The 18,728-nt window shown below is 60.6% G+C and carries 17 protein-coding genes; 3 read left to right on the top strand and 14 right to left on the bottom strand.

Going from position 1 to position 18,728, the window contains the following annotated elements:
* Window positions 1-48: 48 nt before the first annotated feature.
* Window positions 49-660, bottom strand: a complete 612-nt coding sequence (gene ssb / locus KVY02_RS01040; RefSeq protein WP_081192103.1) for a single-stranded DNA-binding protein — start codon at window positions 658-660, stop codon at window positions 49-51.
* 41 nt (window positions 661-701) lie between these two features.
* On the bottom strand, window positions 702-2,081 hold the full coding sequence (locus KVY02_RS01035; protein ID WP_081192189.1) for an MFS transporter: 1,380 nt from the start codon (window positions 2,079-2,081) through the stop codon (window positions 702-704).
* 184 nt (window positions 2,082-2,265) lie between these two features.
* Between KVY02_RS01035 and uvrA the strand changes: the two genes are divergently transcribed.
* From uvrA to KVY02_RS01020, 3 genes are all read left to right on the top strand, one after another.
* A complete protein-coding gene (gene uvrA / locus KVY02_RS01030) occupies window positions 2,266-5,109 on the top strand; it encodes an excinuclease ABC subunit UvrA (RefSeq protein WP_193462132.1) in 2,844 nt (947 codons plus the stop codon).
* A gap of 128 nt (window positions 5,110-5,237) precedes the next feature.
* Window positions 5,238-5,975 (top strand): Crp/Fnr family transcriptional regulator, encoded by a 738-nt coding sequence (locus tag KVY02_RS01025; protein ID WP_016915737.1) that lies wholly within the window; start codon window positions 5,238-5,240, stop codon window positions 5,973-5,975.
* Window positions 5,976-6,013: 38 nt separating this feature from the next.
* Window positions 6,014-6,574, top strand: coding sequence for a hypothetical protein (locus KVY02_RS01020; RefSeq protein WP_218314137.1), 561 nt, complete (start codon window positions 6,014-6,016; stop codon window positions 6,572-6,574).
* Here the strand turns inward: KVY02_RS01020 and KVY02_RS01015 are convergent.
* From KVY02_RS01015 to KVY02_RS00960, 12 genes are all read right to left on the bottom strand, one after another.
* Window positions 6,571-6,837, bottom strand: a complete 267-nt coding sequence (locus tag KVY02_RS01015) for a hypothetical protein (RefSeq protein WP_081192109.1) — start codon at window positions 6,835-6,837, stop codon at window positions 6,571-6,573. The genes KVY02_RS01020 and KVY02_RS01015 overlap by 4 nt on opposite strands.
* A 23-nt stretch (window positions 6,838-6,860) precedes the next feature.
* A complete protein-coding gene (locus tag KVY02_RS01010; protein WP_016915734.1) occupies window positions 6,861-7,532 on the bottom strand; it encodes an OmpA/MotB family protein in 672 nt (223 codons plus the stop codon).
* Between the two features lie 4 nt (window positions 7,533-7,536).
* Window positions 7,537-8,355, bottom strand: a complete 819-nt coding sequence (locus KVY02_RS01005) for a motility protein A (protein ID WP_081139211.1) — start codon at window positions 8,353-8,355, stop codon at window positions 7,537-7,539.
* Between the two features lie 39 nt (window positions 8,356-8,394).
* Window positions 8,395-9,099: an RNA polymerase sigma factor FliA gene (locus KVY02_RS01000; RefSeq protein ID WP_016915732.1), complete on the bottom strand. Its 705-nt coding sequence runs from the start codon at window positions 9,097-9,099 to the stop codon at window positions 8,395-8,397.
* 26 nt (window positions 9,100-9,125) lie between these two features.
* Window positions 9,126-9,437 carry a flagellar protein FlhE gene (locus KVY02_RS00995; protein ID WP_232710723.1) on the bottom strand — a complete coding sequence of 104 codons (312 nt, stop codon included), beginning with the start codon at window positions 9,435-9,437 and terminating at the stop codon, window positions 9,126-9,128.
* A gap of 195 nt (window positions 9,438-9,632) precedes the next feature.
* A complete protein-coding gene (locus tag KVY02_RS00990) occupies window positions 9,633-10,220 on the bottom strand; it encodes a hypothetical protein (protein WP_016915730.1) in 588 nt (195 codons plus the stop codon).
* Window positions 10,217-12,391, bottom strand: a complete 2,175-nt coding sequence (gene flhF / locus KVY02_RS00985; RefSeq protein ID WP_218314136.1) for a flagellar biosynthesis protein FlhF — start codon at window positions 12,389-12,391, stop codon at window positions 10,217-10,219. Before flhF ends, KVY02_RS00990 begins: the two co-directional genes overlap by 4 nt.
* Before the next feature lie 50 nt (window positions 12,392-12,441).
* Window positions 12,442-14,526, bottom strand: a complete 2,085-nt coding sequence (gene flhA, locus KVY02_RS00980) for a flagellar biosynthesis protein FlhA (RefSeq protein WP_016915728.1) — start codon at window positions 14,524-14,526, stop codon at window positions 12,442-12,444.
* The gene (gene flhB, locus KVY02_RS00975; RefSeq protein WP_016915727.1) at window positions 14,523-15,689 is read right to left on the bottom strand and encodes a flagellar biosynthesis protein FlhB; all 1,167 of its coding nucleotides are present in this window, start codon (window positions 15,687-15,689) and stop codon (window positions 14,523-14,525) included. The genes flhA and flhB overlap by 4 nt, the downstream gene beginning before the upstream one ends.
* Before the next feature lie 132 nt (window positions 15,690-15,821).
* Window positions 15,822-16,517, bottom strand: coding sequence for a protein phosphatase CheZ (gene cheZ, locus KVY02_RS00970; protein WP_016915726.1), 696 nt, complete (start codon window positions 16,515-16,517; stop codon window positions 15,822-15,824).
* Between the two features lie 42 nt (window positions 16,518-16,559).
* Window positions 16,560-16,949, bottom strand: a complete 390-nt coding sequence (cheY, locus tag KVY02_RS00965) for a chemotaxis response regulator CheY (RefSeq protein ID WP_016915725.1) — start codon at window positions 16,947-16,949, stop codon at window positions 16,560-16,562.
* A gap of 54 nt (window positions 16,950-17,003) precedes the next feature.
* A complete protein-coding gene (locus tag KVY02_RS00960) occupies window positions 17,004-18,686 on the bottom strand; it encodes a methyl-accepting chemotaxis protein (RefSeq protein ID WP_100730908.1) in 1,683 nt (560 codons plus the stop codon).
* Window positions 18,687-18,728 lie beyond the last annotated feature (42 nt).

The following is an 18,728-nucleotide window of genomic DNA, read 5'->3' as shown; positions in this document are numbered from 1 at the left end:
TTTTCTCAACCCGGTAGGGTGGCGGCAACGCCCAGCACGGCATGGCGATCAGAACGGAATTTCGTCGTCAAAATCGTCGAAGTTACCGGGATCCGGAGCGCCGTAGCTGCTGTTTTGCTGATGCGCAGGCGGCTGCTGCTGAGGCGCCGCGCCGCCACGCTGAGGCGCGGCATGCTGTTGCGGAGCGTAGCCACCCTGCTGAGGTGCCTGCTGAGGTGCCTGCTGAGGCGGCTGCTGGTAATGCTGTTGCGGCGGCGCAGACTGGGCTGGCGCTTGCTGGGCATAGCCACCCTGCGGCGCCCCCCCTCCCTGGTAGTCACCACTGCGACCATCCAGCATCTGCATGTCGTTGGCGACGATTTCAGTGCTGTAACGGTCCTGGCCATTCTGGTCCTGCCATTTACGCGTCTGCAGACGACCTTCGATATAGACTTTGGAGCCTTTTTTCAGGTACTGCTGGGCAATTTCAGCCGTCTTGTTGAAGAGCACCACGCGGTGCCATTCGGTACGCTCCTGCCGCTGGCCGCTCTGGCGATCCATCCAGGTGTCCGAGGTGGCCAGGTTCAGGTTGGCGACCGCTGTACCGGAAGGGGTGAAACGCACTTCCGGATCCTGGCCCAGATTACCGATCAGAATAACTTTGTTGATACCGCGCGCCATAAGGTCGCTCCTTGTCGTAAACGGTGATGGTCTCTCATTGATCAGGGCCGCGGTGGCGGAATCAACCGGGCCAGTGCCGCCTGATCAAGCTCTTTACGATTGACTTTCAAATATACCAGGCGCTCTTCCGGCACGACCATGACATCTTCGACACCCGCCACATCGGCCAGGTGCTCCATGAGTAGGTCCATGGCATCGGCCTGGGTATCCTGCAATGCCACCACTTCACTGGAGAGCGGCGGCGGTGACGGCATGCCGCACATGGCCAGCCACCAGCACAGCGCCAGCACCGCACAGCCGATGAACACGGCGTCCAGCCCCCAGGTGTGCGCCAGCCACCCCCCCAGGGTACCGCCCAAAAACGCGCCCAGGAACTGGCTGGTGGAGTAGACGCCCATGGCGGTGCCTTTTGCTCCGGCAGGCGCCAGTTTACTTAGCATGGATGGCAGCGTTGCCTCCAGCAAATTGAAGCCGGTAAAAAACACCAGCAGCCAGACAAACAGCCACTGCCCCTGGGAGAGCGGTAGCCCCAGCGCCGCCAAACTGAGCACGATGGCCCCAATGGCCAGCAGGCACATCAGTTTCATGCGCTGGCGCTTTTCGGCCACGATCACCAGCGGCACCATGGCGACAAACGACAGTCCCATGATGGCCAGATAGGCCAGTCCATGGTACTCCACCGCTACCCCGGCGTTCAGCAAGCGGAACGGCACGGCCACGAAAATGGCCATGAGCACCAGGTGCAGGGCAAAAATCGACACATCCAGACGCCACAAGTCCGAGCGGGTAATGACACGCTTGAATTGCTGACGGTCCAGCCCGACATCCCGGTGGCGCAGGCGCCTGGGCGCTGGCGGCACCCAGCGCCACAATACCAGCAAGCCCACCAACGTGAGCAGTGCCGTGAACCAGAACAGGCTCGACAGCCCTCCCCATGACGCCAGCCAGGGCCCCAGCACCATGGCAACGGCAAAGGACACACCGATGGAGAGGCCAATGGTCGCCATGGCAACGGTGCGTACCTGCTCGCGGGTCTGGTCGGCCAGCAGCGCCATGATGGCCGCCGCAATGGCGCCGCTACCCTGCAGCGCGCGACCGACGATCACGCCACCAATGGTATCCGCCGTGGCGGCCACGACGCTGCCTGCGGCAAAAATCAGCAGGCCCATGGCAATCACTCGCTTTCTACCGATCCGGTCGGACAGCCAGCCAAACGGAATCTGCAGAACGGCCTGGGTCAGGCCATACACGCCCAACGCCAGACCAACCAGTAACGGCGTCGCCCCTTCCAGCGTATCGGCATACAAGGCCAGCACCGGCAGCACCATGAAGAGTCCCAGCATGCGAGATGCGTAGAGACCGGCCAAGCCGCTGATGGCTCGGCGCTCGGCAGCCAGCAGCAGTGCAGAAACCTTGCGCATAGAACCCTTGTGTACGATGAGTGGGCCGAACGGCCTGAAATAACCGCCCATTCTAGCGCTTTGTCGGCACGCTGGAAACGCCAAGCATGAAATGCCCGCCACGCTGCAGCGAAGCGAGACAGTTTTGCCGGAAGGGGTGCCGCAACCGTATAATTACGCTTTTGCCACGCGATTCGAGGTGTTGATGGACAGCATTCTGGTCAGGGGTGCCCGCACCCACAACCTCAAGCAGATCGATGTGGAGCTGCCCCGCGACAAGCTGATCGTGATTACCGGCCTGTCAGGCTCCGGCAAGTCGTCCCTAGCGTTCGATACGCTCTACGCCGAGGGCCAGCGGCGCTATGTGGAATCGCTCTCCACCTATGCGCGCCAGTTTCTATCAATGATGGAAAAGCCCGATGTGGATCACATCGAAGGGCTCTCTCCGGCCATCTCCATCGAGCAAAAATCCACCTCTCACAACCCTCGGTCGACGGTTGGCACGATTACCGAGATTTACGACTACCTGCGCCTACTGTTTGCCCGTGCCGGCACCCCTCGCTGCCCAGAGCATGGCGAGGACCTGGAAGCCCAGACGATCTCCCAGATGGTCGATCAGGTCATGAACCTGGCGGAAGGCACCCGCTTGATGCTGCTGGCGCCGGTCGTCAAAGGCCGCAAGGGGGAGCATTTACAGCTGCTGTCCGAGCTGCGCGCGCAGGGGTTCGTGCGCGTCCAGATTGATGGCCAGGTGCTGGAGTTGGACGACATAGCGCCGCTGGACAAGCGCAAGAAGCACGATATCAGCGTGGTCGTGGACCGTTTCAAGGTACGTGACGATATCGCCCAGCGCCTGGCGGAATCCTTCGAGACGGCCCTGAACCTGGCCGACGGCACCGCCATGGTGCATTTCATGGACGGCGAGCAGGACGATCTGGTCTTCTCGTCCCGCTTTGCCTGCCCCGTTTGCGGCTATTCGCTCTCCGAGTTGGAGCCGCGGATGTTTTCGTTCAACAACCCGGCAGGGGCGTGCCCGACCTGCGACGGCCTGGGCATACAGCAGTACTTCGACCCGGAGAAACTGATCAGCCACCCCGAGCTTTCCCTGGCGGAAGGCGTGATCAAGGGCTGGGATCGGCGCAACATTTATTACTTTACCCAGCTACAGGCGCTGGCCAAGCATTACCGCTTCGAGCTGGAAACGCCCTGGCAGGAGCTGGCCCGCCACGAGCGGGACATCATCCTCAACGGCAGTGGTGGCGAGCTGGTCCCCTTCGTTTACGTGGGAGACCGTGGCCGGAAAGTCACCCGTGAGCATGCCTTTGAAGGGGTGCTGCCCAACATGCAGCGCCGCTACCGGGAAACCGAGTCCAGCATGGTGCGCGACGACCTGGCCAAGTACATTGCGGTTCAGCCCTGCACCGCCTGCCACGGCTCGCGGCTCCGCAAGGAGTCTCGCCATGTGTATGTCGATGACCGAAACATCGCGGATATCGTCCACCTGCCGATTGGCGAGGCGTGGCGCTACTTTGGCGCGCTGGCGCTTCCCGGGCGCAAGGGAGAAATTGCCGACAAGATCGTCAACGAGATCCATGCTCGCCTGGAATTTCTGGTCAACGTGGGGCTTGATTACCTGAACCTCGAACGCAGCGCCGACACGCTCTCCGGGGGTGAGGCACAGCGTATCCGCCTGGCTAGCCAGATCGGTGCTGGCCTGGTGGGCGTCATGTACATTCTGGACGAACCCTCCATCGGGCTGCACCAGCGGGACAACGACCGTCTGCTCAAGACGCTGGAGCGATTGCGCGACCTGGGCAACACCGTGATCGTCGTCGAGCACGACGAAGATGCCATCCGCGCGGCGGACCACGTGCTGGACATCGGCCCCGGTGCAGGTGTCCATGGGGGCGAGATCGTCGCCCAGGGCACGCCGCAGCAGGTGATGGACAACCCGAATTCGCTGACCGGCCAATATCTCTCCGGCAGCCGCGAAATCGCCGTCCCGCCTTACCGGATCCCGGGCAATCCCGAGAAGCAACTGGTGGTGCGCGGTGCCACGGGCAACAACCTGCAAAATGTCACCCTCAGCCTGCCACTGGGGCTGTTCATTGCCGTGACGGGCGTCTCCGGCTCCGGCAAGTCGACGCTGATCAACGGCACGCTGATGCCGATTGCCGCCCGTGAACTCAATCGGGCCACCACCCTGACACCGGCTCCCTACGAAAAGGTGGAAGGCCTGGACCAGCTCGACAAGGTCATCGACATCGACCAGAGCCCGATCGGCCGCACCCCGCGCTCCAACCCGGCCACCTATACCGGCATTTTCACGCCTATTCGTGAGCTGTTCGCCGGTACCCAGGAGGCTCGTTCCCGGGGCTACAAACCCGGGCGGTTCAGCTTCAACGTCAAGGGCGGCCGCTGCGAAGCCTGCCAGGGCGAAGGCATGATCAAGGTGGAGATGCACTTTCTGCCGGATATCTACGTCCCTTGTGACGTCTGCAAGGGCAAGCGCTACAATCGCGAAACCCTGGATATCCACTACAAAGGCAAGACCATCCACGAGGTATTGGAGATGACGGTGGAAGATGCGCTGGCCTTCTTCAGCCCCGTGCCCGCCATCGCCCGACGCCTGCAAACGCTCATGGATGTGGGGCTGTCCTACATCCGTTTGGGGCAAAGCGCCACGACGCTTTCCGGGGGCGAGGCTCAGCGGGTCAAGCTGGCGCGCGAGCTGGCCAAGCGCGACACCGGCAAAACCCTCTACATTCTGGATGAACCCACCACCGGCCTGCACTTCGAGGATATCCGCCAGCTGCTGACGGTGCTGCACCGCCTGCGCGACCACGGCAATACCATCGTGGTGATCGAGCACAACCTGGATGTCATCAAGACGGCCGACTGGTTGATCGACCTGGGGCCGGAAGGCGGTTCGGGCGGAGGTCAAATCATCGCCGAGGGCACCCCTGAACAGCTGGCCAAACAGACGGTATCGCACACCGGGCGCTTTCTGGCACCGTTACTCGAACGTGGCAGCCGTGCCACACGCTAGCCGCATCATGGCCGCTGCCCAAGCGTTTAGGCAGCGGCCAAAAAATTCAGGAAAAGGCGGCGCTGACTGCTTATAGTAAGCAGCGAGACTGCTTAACAATGGTTGCTTCCTGTGAGGAGACACACGCTGTGGAACAGGACAAAAGCTGCATCATCCGCCACTTTAGCCACTACTGCTCGCTCAACGATGACGAGAAAGCGCTGCTGGCCTCGCTGGAAGAGAGCCCCACCAACATCAAGGCAGGCACGGTGCTCTGGGAGATGGGCGCACCGGCCAATGAGTTCTGCACGCTGCGCAGCGGCTGGGCCTACTCCTACCGGCACCTCGAAAACGGCGACCGTCAGATTCTGGAGGTTTTCCTGCCCGGTGACATCATCGGCCTGCGAGAGTTTGCGTTTTCCCAGCGCCTTGAAAATGTCCGCATGATCAGCGACGGCGTCATTTGCCACTTTCCCCACAAGCGTATGCTGGAGGTCTTCCGCGAGTCGCTGTCGCTCACGTCGGTGATGTTTGCCATTGCCAGCCGACAGCAAGCGCTGCTGACCGAACGGCTGGTCAACCTGGCACGGCGCAGCGCGCGCAAGAAGATGGCCCATTTCCTACATGAAATGTATCTGCGCTTGCGCCAGACCAACGACGATATCAGCGGGCAGTTCCGCCTCCCCCTGTCACAGGAGCAGTTGGCCGACATCCTGGGCTTGAGCCCGGTTCATGTCAGCCGAACCTTCACCGCACTCAGCGAAGACGGTCTGGTGTTTCGTGACCGGCACCATGTCACCATTCCGGACCTCGATGCGCTGGCTACCGAAGGAGAGTTCGACGACTGCTACCTGACCGACAACGTCAGGCCGTTGCTGGAAGCTTGAACGCCCTATCTTTTAGACCTTCAACGATGATACCGCTTATGCCCGTCAAGAGCCGTACACTGCTGGCGATACTGGGGGGGAGCCTGCTGGGCAACGCCCAGCTCGTCCAGGCGGCCACGTTCAACGTGGAGCACGCCGAACCCCATGAACACTGGTCATCGATGGCGCTGTCACTGGGCGAAGAGCGCCATTTTCGTGCTGTCGAAACCCACAGCTACTCCGATGCCACCTTGAGCCTCAATACCACCCAAGGGGTATGCGACCTCCCCTGGCTGGAAATGCGCGTGACCCTGGCACAGCAGCAGGGCGAGAGCCGCGCCGTCAATCTGGTGCCTACCCGGCTGCGTATCGATGACCAACCCATCGTGGACACCATGGCCGAGTTCATCACCGAGCGCGGCGATGACGGCTTCTACGCGCACTTTTACCTGAGCGATCTCGACACACTGATGGCACAGATGCGCACCGGTGAGCAGCTGTTCCTGGGCTTCGACCAAAACGAGCAGGAGCCGTGGTACATGACCTTCAGCCTTGCCGGTGCAGACAGCGCCATCGCGCGCATGCAGCAGCTGTGCGAGGACAGCACAACAGAAGATTAACCGGTTCGCTGCTCGGCGATTTCCACACGATAGCGGTTCCAGGCCTGGATCAATGGATCGAAGTGGGCCAACTGTTCCAGCCGATGGTTGGCCAGAGCCAGCGCCTTGCGCTCTTGCTCGAGGTGCATATTGAGCGTGCTGATTTCGTAAGCCGAAATGGCCAGCGTCAGGTTTTCACCCAGAGCGACCTGCATTTGCCGACAGTCGGGATCGAGCACCAGCACGGCGCCAAAGAATTGCAGTCGAGAGTGATGCGTCAACACAAAGATAGCCTCGAGATAGAGCTTTACCCCTCGACCTGCTGCTTGAGCAGCAGTTCAACGCGTCGGTTGGCAGCTCGCCCGTCCGCGGTCGCGTTGCTTTCCATGGGTTGGGTGTCGGCATAGCCAACTGCCCGCATACGAGAAATGGCGATACCCTGGCGCTCCAACTGGCGTACCACGGCAATGGCTCGCCCCGTGGAAAGCTCCCAGTTAGAGGGAAAACGCGGGGTGGCAATGGGCACATTATCGGTATGTCCTTCCACCGAGATTTGGCCTTCGAACGTTTGGAGTACCGACGTGAGACCTTCTAACACGATCAGGCCCTGGGGCGTTAGCACATCGTTACCGCTGGGAAACAAAAGGCTGTCGTCGATGCGCAGGGTGATACCTTCACGGCCCTGCGAGACACTGACTCCTGGAATATCCAGCCCGGCCATCTGCGGCTGCACGCCGTCGTGACGTGGATGAATACCAGTGGCCAATGAGGCCAACGGCATGGCCATGATGGCACTGGCCGGCCCCATGGCATCGCTCTCCCTCCCTTCGCCACCGCCAGGAGGCGTCAGCGCCAGCAAGAGCACGAACAGGGTAATCAGCAGCGTCAAGACGTCCAGGTAACTGGTCAGCCACCCTTCATCGCTCTCGCTTGCTGCCGCAGGCAGCTCCAGCGCATGCCGTGCATCCTGATTGAGCATGGGGCTACCCTTTCTTTAGCGCCGGGTCGGCATCCGGGCGCGGCTTGACGCTCGCATCACGAATTTCATCGTGGTAGTTGGCCACGAACGAGTTCAGCGTCTCTTCGATGAACGACGGCAGACGACGCTTGGTAATCAGTGAAATGCCTTCCAACACCATGTTCATGGTGATCAACCGCTCTTCGGTGCGCCGCTCCAGCTTGACGGCAATGGGTTTGAAGACCAGATTGGCCAGCAAAATACCGTAGAACGTGGTGAGCAGCGCCACGGCCATGCGCGGACCAATCACCTGCAGATCGCCCGCATCCATGACTTCCAGCATGTTGACCAACCCCACCAGCGTACCGATCATGCCGAAGGCCGGCGCATAGGTGGCCATGGTGCGAAAAATCTGTGCTTCGGCATGCTCCCGCGCCTTCAGACGTGCGATTCGCCAGCGCAGCATGTCAAAAATTTCATCTTCCTTGGTATTGGCAATGACCAGTTGAATCCCGGTGCGCAGAAACGGGTTGCGCGTGTGCTCCAGCTCCCGCTCCACGGCTCGCACATCGCCCTTGAACCATAACCGCGACATGGCCACCAACTCGCTGATATCGTCGCGCACGTAGGTATTCTCGCGGCGGAATACCAGCCCTACCAGGCGCACCACCCGCAGCACCTCCTTCAGGGGGTAGCTGATGAATGTCGCTGCCAGGGTGCCGGTAATGACGATGGCAAGGCCAGGCAAATTGATAAAGCTTTCGGGTGATTCTGCGGTGAAGAACAGCACGCTTACCAATAACAGCATGCTGGCAAATATGCCGATCAGCGTAGAGGGGTTCATCAACGGTTCCTTGCCGGTTAACGTGAGAGGGTAAGAGGGTTAATGCTGGTCGCTCAAGCGAGCACGAAGGCGACTAACGGCCTGACTATGCAGTTGCGATACTCGCGACTCGGTCACACCCAGTACCGCTCCCACTTCCTTGAGGTTCATCTCTTCCTGGTAATACAGAGCCATCAGCAGTTTTTCACGCTCGGGAAGCGCCTCAATGGCTTCGATGAGCGTGCGCCGCTGCTGCTCATCGAGCAGCTGCTCGAACGGGCGATTGGCGCTGCCTTCGTCACCCGCTGGCTCACCGCCATCGGCCACCAGCTCCTCGAAAGGCAGTAACTGACCGCTGTTGGTGTCATTCAGCAGCTGCTGATAGTCACTCAATGGCATATCCAATGCCTGCGCGATTTCCGTCTCTTCGGGGGGCCTGCCCAGCACCTGCTCCAAACGGCGCACGGTTTCATCGACCGCCCGGGCAGAGCGGCGCACGCTGCGCGGCAGCCAATCCCGAGTGCGCAGCTCATCCATCATGGCCCCCCGGATGCGCTGGCTGGCGAACGTGGCAAACGTCGCGCCCTGTGCGGCATCAAAGCGACCCAGCGCCTCCAGCAAGCCCACCATACCCGCTTGAATCAGATCATCCAGCTCGATACTGGCGGGCAATCTGACCTGCAGCGTCAAGGCCTGACGTCTCACCAGTGGCATGTATTGCGTCAACAGCTCACTCTGCTTGATCCTGCCTTGTGCTGTATACATCCTATCGCCTCACGGCTAAACGATCTTTACTGATAGTTCACGATGACCTGTAACCCCTGCACCCGCACGGGTCGCTGCCCCGGCGACAGCGCAAAACGCATATAGAGCGGTTCGCTGGCGCTCAGGCCGGACAGTGCCATGGTACTGCCACGCGCGCTCCCCAAGGGCACACACTGTTCAGGATGGCACAGCCAGGCGTTGACAGGCACGTGGGCAGGCGTCTCGAAACGCCATTGCACTCTCGCCAACGTCGCACTTCCCAGCGGTACGCCCGCAGGGGGGCTGATGGCCTGGCTACTGCTTGCCCGATCGCTCATGGCCACCATCACCGAGGGCATTTGGCTGCTCCAGCTCCCCGTGGCCGCTAGCACCGAGCTGGCGAACCCAAACGCCAGCATCAGGAGCGCTGCGCTTGAGCAGCGCGCTCTGCGTGTCACTGTCGACCACTTTACGACGTGGATCAATGTTTGCCGACGCATCGTGTTGAGCGACCTCTTGTGTAGAACCATGGGCGGCACCTTGTCATGGGGCCATCAGCGCGCCAGCAGCAACAGCTCTATCTGCAAGTAATGCTCGGCGGCATCACGCAGGTTGTCGAGCAGCCCCTGCCGCGGCAAGTGGGGCTCGTGCAGTGCCAGCAAACGCGCTGGCCCGCCCCGCTCGCGCATCTGGCGCAGCGCGCGGTACATGCTCGCAAAGGCTTCGGCATCGCTGTTGACCCATAGCGCCCAATGGGGGTAGCGCTCGGCCAGGGCCGTCAGCGACCCTGTCTCTGGCTGGGCTACCTTGATGTCCCACTCCTGCGGATCACCCGCCCATTGGCGCCCCAGCGACGCCCACTGGGCCAGGCGCCCCTTGACCTTGTCTACCTGCACGGCGCCCGCTGAGCTCAGGCCCACCACCACCAGTGTCCGCGTTGGACGCGGCGGCGACACATTGGCCGCCGCCGTGGTGACCTCTGGCGAAGTGGCAGTGACGGCTGACGCAGCATCGACTGACGGCACGTCAACGTCCATTGCCTCTTGCGGTTCTTGTTGCGCTTCTTCCTGTTGCTCGCCGCGCTGCTGACGCTGTAAATCTGCCCATTTTCTCAGCCCTGCCGCCTGGTCCTGGCCCTTCATAGCACATCCTCGAGGCTGACACTGCCCAGTTGACGAATGGCATCGCGGGCCATCAGCACATGCAGCAGCGCATCCAGCAGCGCCGTGTCGCGACGCTTGCGCTGGCTACCCAGTAACCGAATCAGGTCCGTTCGCAGCGCCTGGCCGTGCTCATCATCGGCCAGGTCGAGATGGCCTGCCACGGCCGCCGCGCCGCTGGCCATCAGCAGGCGCAGCTCACGACTGACCTCACCGCCGTCATTGTCCTTGAGCTGCTGCCAGGCACGCCTGGTGAGTGCGGCCAGCCCATCGCTTTCGAGCTGTGTGACCAGCAGAGACAGAACATCGCTGCCCAGCCGTGCGGGTGTCAACCAGTAGCGACGCGCGACGTGTTTGTCTGTTTCCGGGTCCTGGATATCGCCTACCCACGCCAGCAGCGGGTGGCCCGAGGCTGTTTGCACCTCCACATAGGCGTTCCACAACTGCATTCGCTGGCCGCGAAAACGGATTGAGACGCTATGGGTCAGCGTGCTCTCTTGAAACAGGCCTTTCAGGGTGTAGCGCTCGCCCTGACAGTTTACGCGCTGACTGGCGTGTACCGCGCTGACCCAGGTCAAACGTTGGCCATGCAACCAGGCAAGTACGTCAGGCTCCGGCAGGGCGGGGAGGAGATGCACTGCCATATTCTCTCCGCACTCCGCCAGGCGCGGCAGCCAGCCGGCTGGCTGACGATGCTGAAGGCGGGTCAGGGCCAACCAGCGGCCTTGCTCATCCAGCCGAATGTCCGGCATCGTCCAATCACAGCCACGTCCCTGGCGGCGCGGCGACCAGGCCAGCCCCATGGCAGCGCTATTGGCCTCCGCTCCTGCCAGCAGCTCATCCAGCCGCTGATCCTGAACGACGCCGGGCAGTGCCCCGATATCCCAGGCGGCTTCCAACAGATGAAAATCCACCACCCGCTTACGCAGCCGAGACAATACCGACGAGAGCCGACGCCCCTGCCCCAGCACATCCCGCGACCAGCGTGGCAAGCTGATGGGCGCCGGTGATTCGGCGTGGCGCGCAGCGCGGGGCTGTGCAGCCAACGCCTGATCGATCAGCGCCCGAGCGTCGGCCACGGCCATGTCTTCGGGTACCTGCTGACCATAAGAGCCAAACAGGACGCGCATGCCGTGGCGCATGACGATATCCAGCGCCGGAGCCAGCCGCCCGGCTTCGTCCTGCTTGGTGATGATGCAGTCATCCAACGTAGCCCCCGCCGCTCTGGCTGCCTGACGGTAGCGCAGCACGACCTCCTCCAGCGTTTCGGGCTGGCTGGCAGCGTTCAACATCAGCACCAGACGCACGGTGGATTGGCCACCTTGCAGGTGAGCGATCTGTTCGATCACCCGCTGGTCGCGCTGACTCATGCCTACGGTATCGACAATCACCCACTGCTTGCCCTGCAGGCGCCCTACCAGCTCGTCGATGGGCTGCTCGACATCCAGCGCATACATGGGAGTATCCAGCAGTCGCGCGTAGATGCGCAGCTGCTCGTGGGCACCAATCCGGAAGCTGTCGGTGGTCACCAGCGCCACTGGGCGTGTGCCGTGGCGCATCACAAAACGAGCCGCCAGCTTGGCCGTCGTGGTCGTCTTGCCAACCCCGGTAGGGCCTACCAGGGCCACAATGCCGGTCTGGTCGAAAAATGCGTCTTCCTGACGGAGCACGCTCAGCCGCGCCATGAGCTGACCACGCAACCAGGTCATCAAGGTCTCACTGGAGGCCGGTAACGCTGCCAGCTCGTCGGGCAGTGCCTCGACCACTTCCTGACTCAGCTCGTTGCTGAAGCCGACGCGCAGCATCACCTGCTGCAAATGCTCTGACGCGCTATCCGCCCCTGGCGCAGGGTCGGGTTGTCGTCGCGCCAGCAGCTCGCGCATCTCTTGCATTTCACGCAGCAGGCGCTCGCTCATGGCTTCCAACGGGTCTGGCTGTTGGGGCAACGAAAACACCGGCGCAGCGGGTTCCTGCTGCGTGGCCGGACTGGGGGCAGGATCGAACTGATCGACGGCATCGTCTGCCATGGCGAGGATTTCGACTCCCCCTTCGGTGCGCCGATTGGCCACGATCAGGGCGTCATCGCCGAGTACTTCTCGCACCTGGCGCATGACATCGCGGCTGTTGGCTCCGACAAAACGTCTAACGCTCATGCTTCACCTGTTACCTGTGTACGAAAGACGGCTAACCATCAGGAGCGGCATCAGCGACCACCCACCAGCGTGGTCACACGCAGCGTGCGGTCGTCAGGAATTTCTGCCTGAGACATGACCACCAGGTGGCGCATGCGACGGCGCAGAAAACGCGAGAGCACGGCACGCAGCGAGTGCTGCACCACCAGCACCGGTGCCTCTCCGCTGCCTTCATGACGCTCCAACGCTTGCTGGGCTTGATTCATGAGGGTATCCGCAAGGCCTGGCTCCATGGCACCGTTGCCATTCATGGCCTGCAGCAACACTTGCTCCAGTTGAGCATCCAGCCCCATGACGTTCAGTGTCTCCTGCCCGGCAAACCACTGCTGGGTAATCGCGCGGCCCAGCGCGATACGCACCAGTGCCGTGAGTTCATTGGGATCCTTTTGCTGGCCAGCATGCTCGGCCAGGGTATCCAGCACGCTACGCATATCGCGAATCGAGACATCCTCATCCAGCAGGTTCTGCAAGATACGCTGCAATACCGTCAACGAGATAGCCTTGGGCACCACTTCTTCGACCAGTGACTTTTGATCGTCCCCCAGCTTGTCCAATAGCTTTTGAACTTCCTGACGACCCAGCATCTCTGGAGAGTGGCGATGCAGCAGATGGTTGAGGTGCGTGGCAATCACCGTACTGGCATCTACCACCGTGTAACCATACACCTGCGCGTGCTCACGCTGGTTGCTGTCGATCCAGACCGCTGGTAAACCAAACGCCGGATCCTGTGTCGGCGTACCCTGCAGTTCCCCCGACACCTGGCCGGGATCAATGGCCAGCCACTTGCCCGGCTGAGCCTCGGCACGCCCGATTTCGGCGCCTTTCATGGATAATACGTAGGTGTTAGGCGGTAGCTCCAGGTTGTCGCGAATATGCACCACCGGCGGCAGAAAGCCCACCTCTTGAGCAAATTTCTTGCGCACGCTCTTGATGCGCCCCAGCAGCTCGCCCTTCTGGCGCGAATCCACCAGCGGAATCAAACGGTGCCCCACTTCCAGCCCAAGCGTATCCACGAGCTGGACATCCTCCCAACTCGCCTCAGGGGTTTCCTGCAGCATGGGGGGTGGTGCAGCAGTCAGCTCCTGCTCGACCAGCGCCTGATTCTTGTGACGAATCAGGTACCAGGCCAGCCCGGACAACAGTGCAGTGAACAGCAGAAAAACAAAGTTGGGCATACCCGGCACGAGGCCCAGCAAGCCCATCACCATGGCCGCCAGAATCATCACCTGCGGATTCACGAACAGCTGGCTGATCATCTGCTGACCAACGTCCTGCTCGGTATTCACCCGAGAGACGGTCACGCCCGCCGCCGTGGAGATCACCAGCGCCGGAATCTGGGCCACCAGACCGTCACCGATGGTCAACAGCGTATAGGTGCGCGCGGCATCGCCGAACCCCATATTGTGCTGCATCATGCCAATCAGCAGACCACCAATGATGTTGACCACCATGATGACTAGCCCGGCTACCGCATCGCCACGCACGAACTTGCTGGCACCGTCCATGGAACCGTAAAAGTCGGCTTCCTGGGCTACTTCTGCGCGACGCTTCTTGGCATCCTCTTCGCCAATCAAACCGGCGTTCAAATCGGCATCGATGGCCATCTGTTTACCAGGCATGGCATCCAGCACAAAGCGGGCACCGACTTCGGCAATACGCCCGGCCCCTTTGGTGATGACCATGAAGTTGATGATCACCAGAATCAAGAACACTACCAAGCCAACGGCAAAGTTCCCCCCGACAAGGAAGGTGCCAAACGCCTCGATAACCTTGCCCGCAGCATCCCCCCCCTGGTGCCCTTCCATCAGCACCACGCGTGTGGAGGCAACGTTGAGCGAGAGCCGCAGCAGCGTGGTAAACAGCAGGACGGCAGGAAACGCGGCAAAATCCAGTGGCCGTTCGGCAAACATGCTGACCAGCAGCACCATGATCGCCAGAGCAATATTGAAGGTGAAGAGCATGTCGAGTGCGAACGGCGGCAGGGGCAGAATCATCATGCCCAGGATCATCAGGATCAGCAGCGGTCCTGCCAGCAGTTTCATACTGACATCGTTGGACCAGTTACGCTGATTGATTAGCTGGCTCAAACTTTTCATGGCTGCGCCTCATTGCCATCGGCACGACGGCCGGGCGTATCCATTTCCGGTGGGACCGGCAGGTTATCGGGGGTGGGGGGCACCTCGCCTCCTTGTTGTGAAACGTGCTTGAGACGGTAGGCCCAGGCCATGACTTCGGCCACGGCGGTATACAGCTCGGTCGGCACTTCCGCCTCCAGATCTACATGATGATACAGGGCGCGCGCCAGCGGTGCTGCTTCCAGTCGCGGCACACCGGCCTCTGCACCGATCTCACGGATTTTCGCGGCCACGGCATCGGCACCCTTGGCCACCAGTTTGGGCGCACCCATTTTCCCTTCCTGATACATCAAGGCCACCGCGTAATGGGTCGGGTTGGTGATGATCACGTCCGCCTCGGGGACTTTACTCATCATGCGCCCACGCGCCATGGCCTGCTGCTGTTGGCGAATGCGTCCCTTGACGTGGGGATCCCCTTCCGAGTCCTTGTGCTCTCGTTTGACTTCTTCCTTGGTCATCCTGAGCTGCTTGGCGTTGTTCCATAGTTGAAAAGGTACATCAATCAGGATCACCACGATCAAGGAGAACACGATTAGGCCAGCGGCCAAGGCAGCCATATTGAGCGCCGTGGTCAAGGCTTGCTGAACAGGTTGATCCATCAACCCCAAATACCTGCCAATATTAAAATACAAAAAGCTGAACGCAACGCTACCCACCAGAATGGATTTGGCTATCGCCTTGGCAAGCTCGGTCAACGACTGCATCGAAAACAGGCGCTTGATCCCTTTTACAGGGTTCAGCTTGGAGAATTTTGGCTTCATCGACTTGGCGGATATGAGCCACCCGCCCAGTAACGCGGGGGCCATCAATGCAATCACCGCGAGCAGTAAAAAAAGCGGCAACATCGTGAAGAGCGTTCGCTGGCCCAGGTCGAGCGCATTGACCAGCATGGGGGTGGTTTCCATGGCTTGGCGCCGCTCGAACAGAAATGCTTGCTCCATGACAGCCCCCAGCTGGTCATAGAGCATTTGTCCCATGCTCCAGAGGCCAACCACGCCTCCCAGAAGAATCATGAAAGTCGTCAGCTCTCGGGACCGAGGAACCTGCCCCTCTTCACGGGCCTTGTCCCGCCGTCGGGGCGTCGCCTCTTCGGTCTTTTCCTGATCGCTGTCGTTATCTGCCATGCGGTCATCCGGCTAACGAGGGGACGATGACTCAAAATGCGCCATACGATGCACTCAGCCGCCCCAAAGGACGGCTGAGCAGTTTGCCATTTTGCCAGATGCGGCTACTTACAATATATCAATAACCCGGCATTAAAAGCCCAATTCATCCAATAAGTCGTCTACCTGGTCCTGGCCCGTGACGATATCCGTGGCATTCTCTTTTACTTGAGGGCCATTCAGCAGCTCCTCATTGCGGCGTGCATTTTCGTTCTTCCACTGATCGTTCGCCTTACGCTGCATGGTTTCGCGCGCTTCTGCCCCCGGGACGTTATCGATCAGCACCTGCACCAGCTGGTGCTCGATTTCACGGATCACGTCCATCATCTTCTTGATGACCTGGCCCGTCAGATCCTGGAAGTCCTGGGCCATCATGATGTCCAGCAGTTCCTTATTGGTGGCAGCGGTGATTTCGGGCACATCGCTCAGGTACGTGCGCGTCTCCTTGACCAGCGCCTTGGCATCATCCAGCTCTTTGGGCGCCTCGAACCACTCGGCCCAACGCTTGTCCAGGGCTTCGGCACGCTCGGAGAGCTGATCCTGCAGCGGCTGGGCACGATCAATGGCATTCAAGGCCTTGTCTGCCGCTTGCTCGGTCATGGTGGCCACGTAGTGTAGACGGTCACGAGCGTCAGGTATTGCCTCTGCGGCCTTTTCGATCTCCTTATCCAACCCCAACTCACGCATGTTGTCACGCAGCATGCGAGTGAGCTTGCCAATCCGGACGATCAGGTCCTCAGCAGCCTCTTCAGAGAGTTTGGTAGCACCACCCTGCTCATTCTGGCTCATTATGTTGTCTCCTCGTTGACCGAGCACCAAAGCCCAGCTGCGTCATTTACCCATCTTCTCGAAGATTTTATTCAGCTTCTCTTCCAGAGTGGCCGCAGTGAACGGCTTGACCACGTAACCATTGGCACCGGCCTGGGCTGCCGCAATGATGTTCTCTTTTTTGGCTTCGGCCGTCACCATCAGTACCGGCAAGTCTTTCAACGCTTCATCCTGGCGGATTTCCTTGAGCATCTCCAGGCCGTCGAGGTTGGGCATGTTCCAGTCGGAAACGACAAACTCAAAATTGCCTGCCCGCAGCTTGTTGAGGGCGTCCTGGCCATCTTCCGCTTCGTCCACATTCGTAAAACCCAGCTCTTTCAGCAGGCTACGCACAATGCGGCGCATCGTGGGGAAATCATCTACTACCAGGAAGCTCATGTTCTTATCGGCCATTGGTCATCCTCTCACATCACAATATTTACAGGGGGACTGCTGATTCAGTCAGGGTTAAAACTCTTCCCACTCATCGTGGTGCTGTTGAGCAGCAACACGACGAGCTGGCGGGTTGGCGGCGGCCTTGGGCAGCGCCGACGTTGCCACGGACGCTGGCGCGTGAGTGCGCTCAGCCCGCGCATTGAGCACCTGAAAGACCGCAACGGCCTCTTCAAGGCGATTGGCCTGCTCCTCCAGCGAGGCTGCCGCTGCGGACGCCTGCTGAACGAGCGCGGCATTTTGTTGAGTCACTTGATCCATCTGGCCAACGGCCTGACTGACCTGCTCGATGCCATCACTCTGCTCTTGCGAGGCCGCCGATATCTCATCCATGATATCCGTGACACGCCGCACTGCCGTGACCACTTCCGTCATGGTCTGCCCTGCCTGCTCGACCAGCGAGGAGCCTTGCTGAATCTGGCTGACCGAGGCCTCGATGAGGGACTTGATCTCCTTGGCGGCGTCCGCACTGCGGCTGGCCAGATTACGTACTTCGCCAGCCACCACCGCGAAACCACGCCCCTGCTCACCCGCCCGCGCAGCTTCCACGGAAGCGTTCAACGCCAATATGTTGGTCTGGAAAGCAATCGAGTCGATCACACTGGTAATATCAGCCACTTTTTGCGAGCTGGTCGAAATACCGTGCATGGTTTGTACCACTTGTGCGACGACTTGCCCTCCCTGCTCGGCGGTAGTGGATGCATCTGCTGCCAACGTGCTGGCCTGGCGAGCATTATCGGCATTCTGCTTCACGGTGGCCGTCATCTGTTCCATGCTGGCCGCAGTTTGCTCGATGGAGGCGGCCTGCTGCTCGGTGCGGGAGGACAGGTCTGCGTTGCCGCTGGCAATTTCTCGAGTGCCGTGATGGATTGCCTGACTGCCCTCACGCACCCTCGACACGGTGGCACTCAAGTTCTGCTGCATGGTGGCCATGGCAGCGAACAGTCGACCTATCTCGTTCTTGCCCGCCTGGGGGAGCGGCTGGGTTAAATCGGCTTCGGCAATGCGTCCAAGGCGCGCAGCGGCATCGCTCAGCGGCCTGATCACCGTACGGCGCAGGCCAAGGTAGATGGCCAGTGCGACCAGCAGCGCGAGCCCCTCGGCAGCGATACTGATCGTGGTAAAGAGACTGCCTTGCGCCTGAGCGTCTTCACGTACGGCGCCCACGCGGCCAAAAGCATATTCGATAAACGCCGTGGTATTGGCAGCCAACTCGTCCAAGGGCTCGATCAACTCGCCGCGCAGGTGGTTGAAGGTAGAGATGTCCATGGTGTCGAAGCTGGCATGCTGCTCCTTGACCAACGCCAATACCCGCACGAAACTTTCATCCACCGCCCCCCCTAGCAACTCGCCCTCAGTGCTACGCGGTGTGGCCATGAAGTTCGTATAACGACGCTCGGCACGCTCCAGACGATTGGCAGCGATATCCACCTGCTCGTTGGATTGACGGGTCTGCCCCACCATCAGCAGGTTCGAAGCGGTTTCCAGCGCCAGCATGGCCTGGTTGAGCAGCGAGTCAGCGCGATTCAGCTCATTGAGCTGCTGATTGCCGATAAGATCCAGCGTGGCCAAATTGCTCTGTGCACTGCGGTCCGAGGCAATGCTCAAACCGGCAATCAGTAGAATCAAGCCCACGAAGCAGACTAGCGCGAAAATGACGGCCAGATGAATACTAAGGTTGCGCAGCAAACGTGTCATTGTTATGAATTCCCTTGGATCGTTTGTCTTGTCTCTAAGGCC

The sequence above is a fragment of the Halomonas sp. 18071143 genome (genome assembly GCF_019211725.1).
GTDB classification, from domain to species: Bacteria; Pseudomonadota; Gammaproteobacteria; order Pseudomonadales; family Halomonadaceae; genus Vreelandella; species Vreelandella stevensii.
This window is presented reverse-complemented; position numbering and strand designations above follow the sequence as displayed.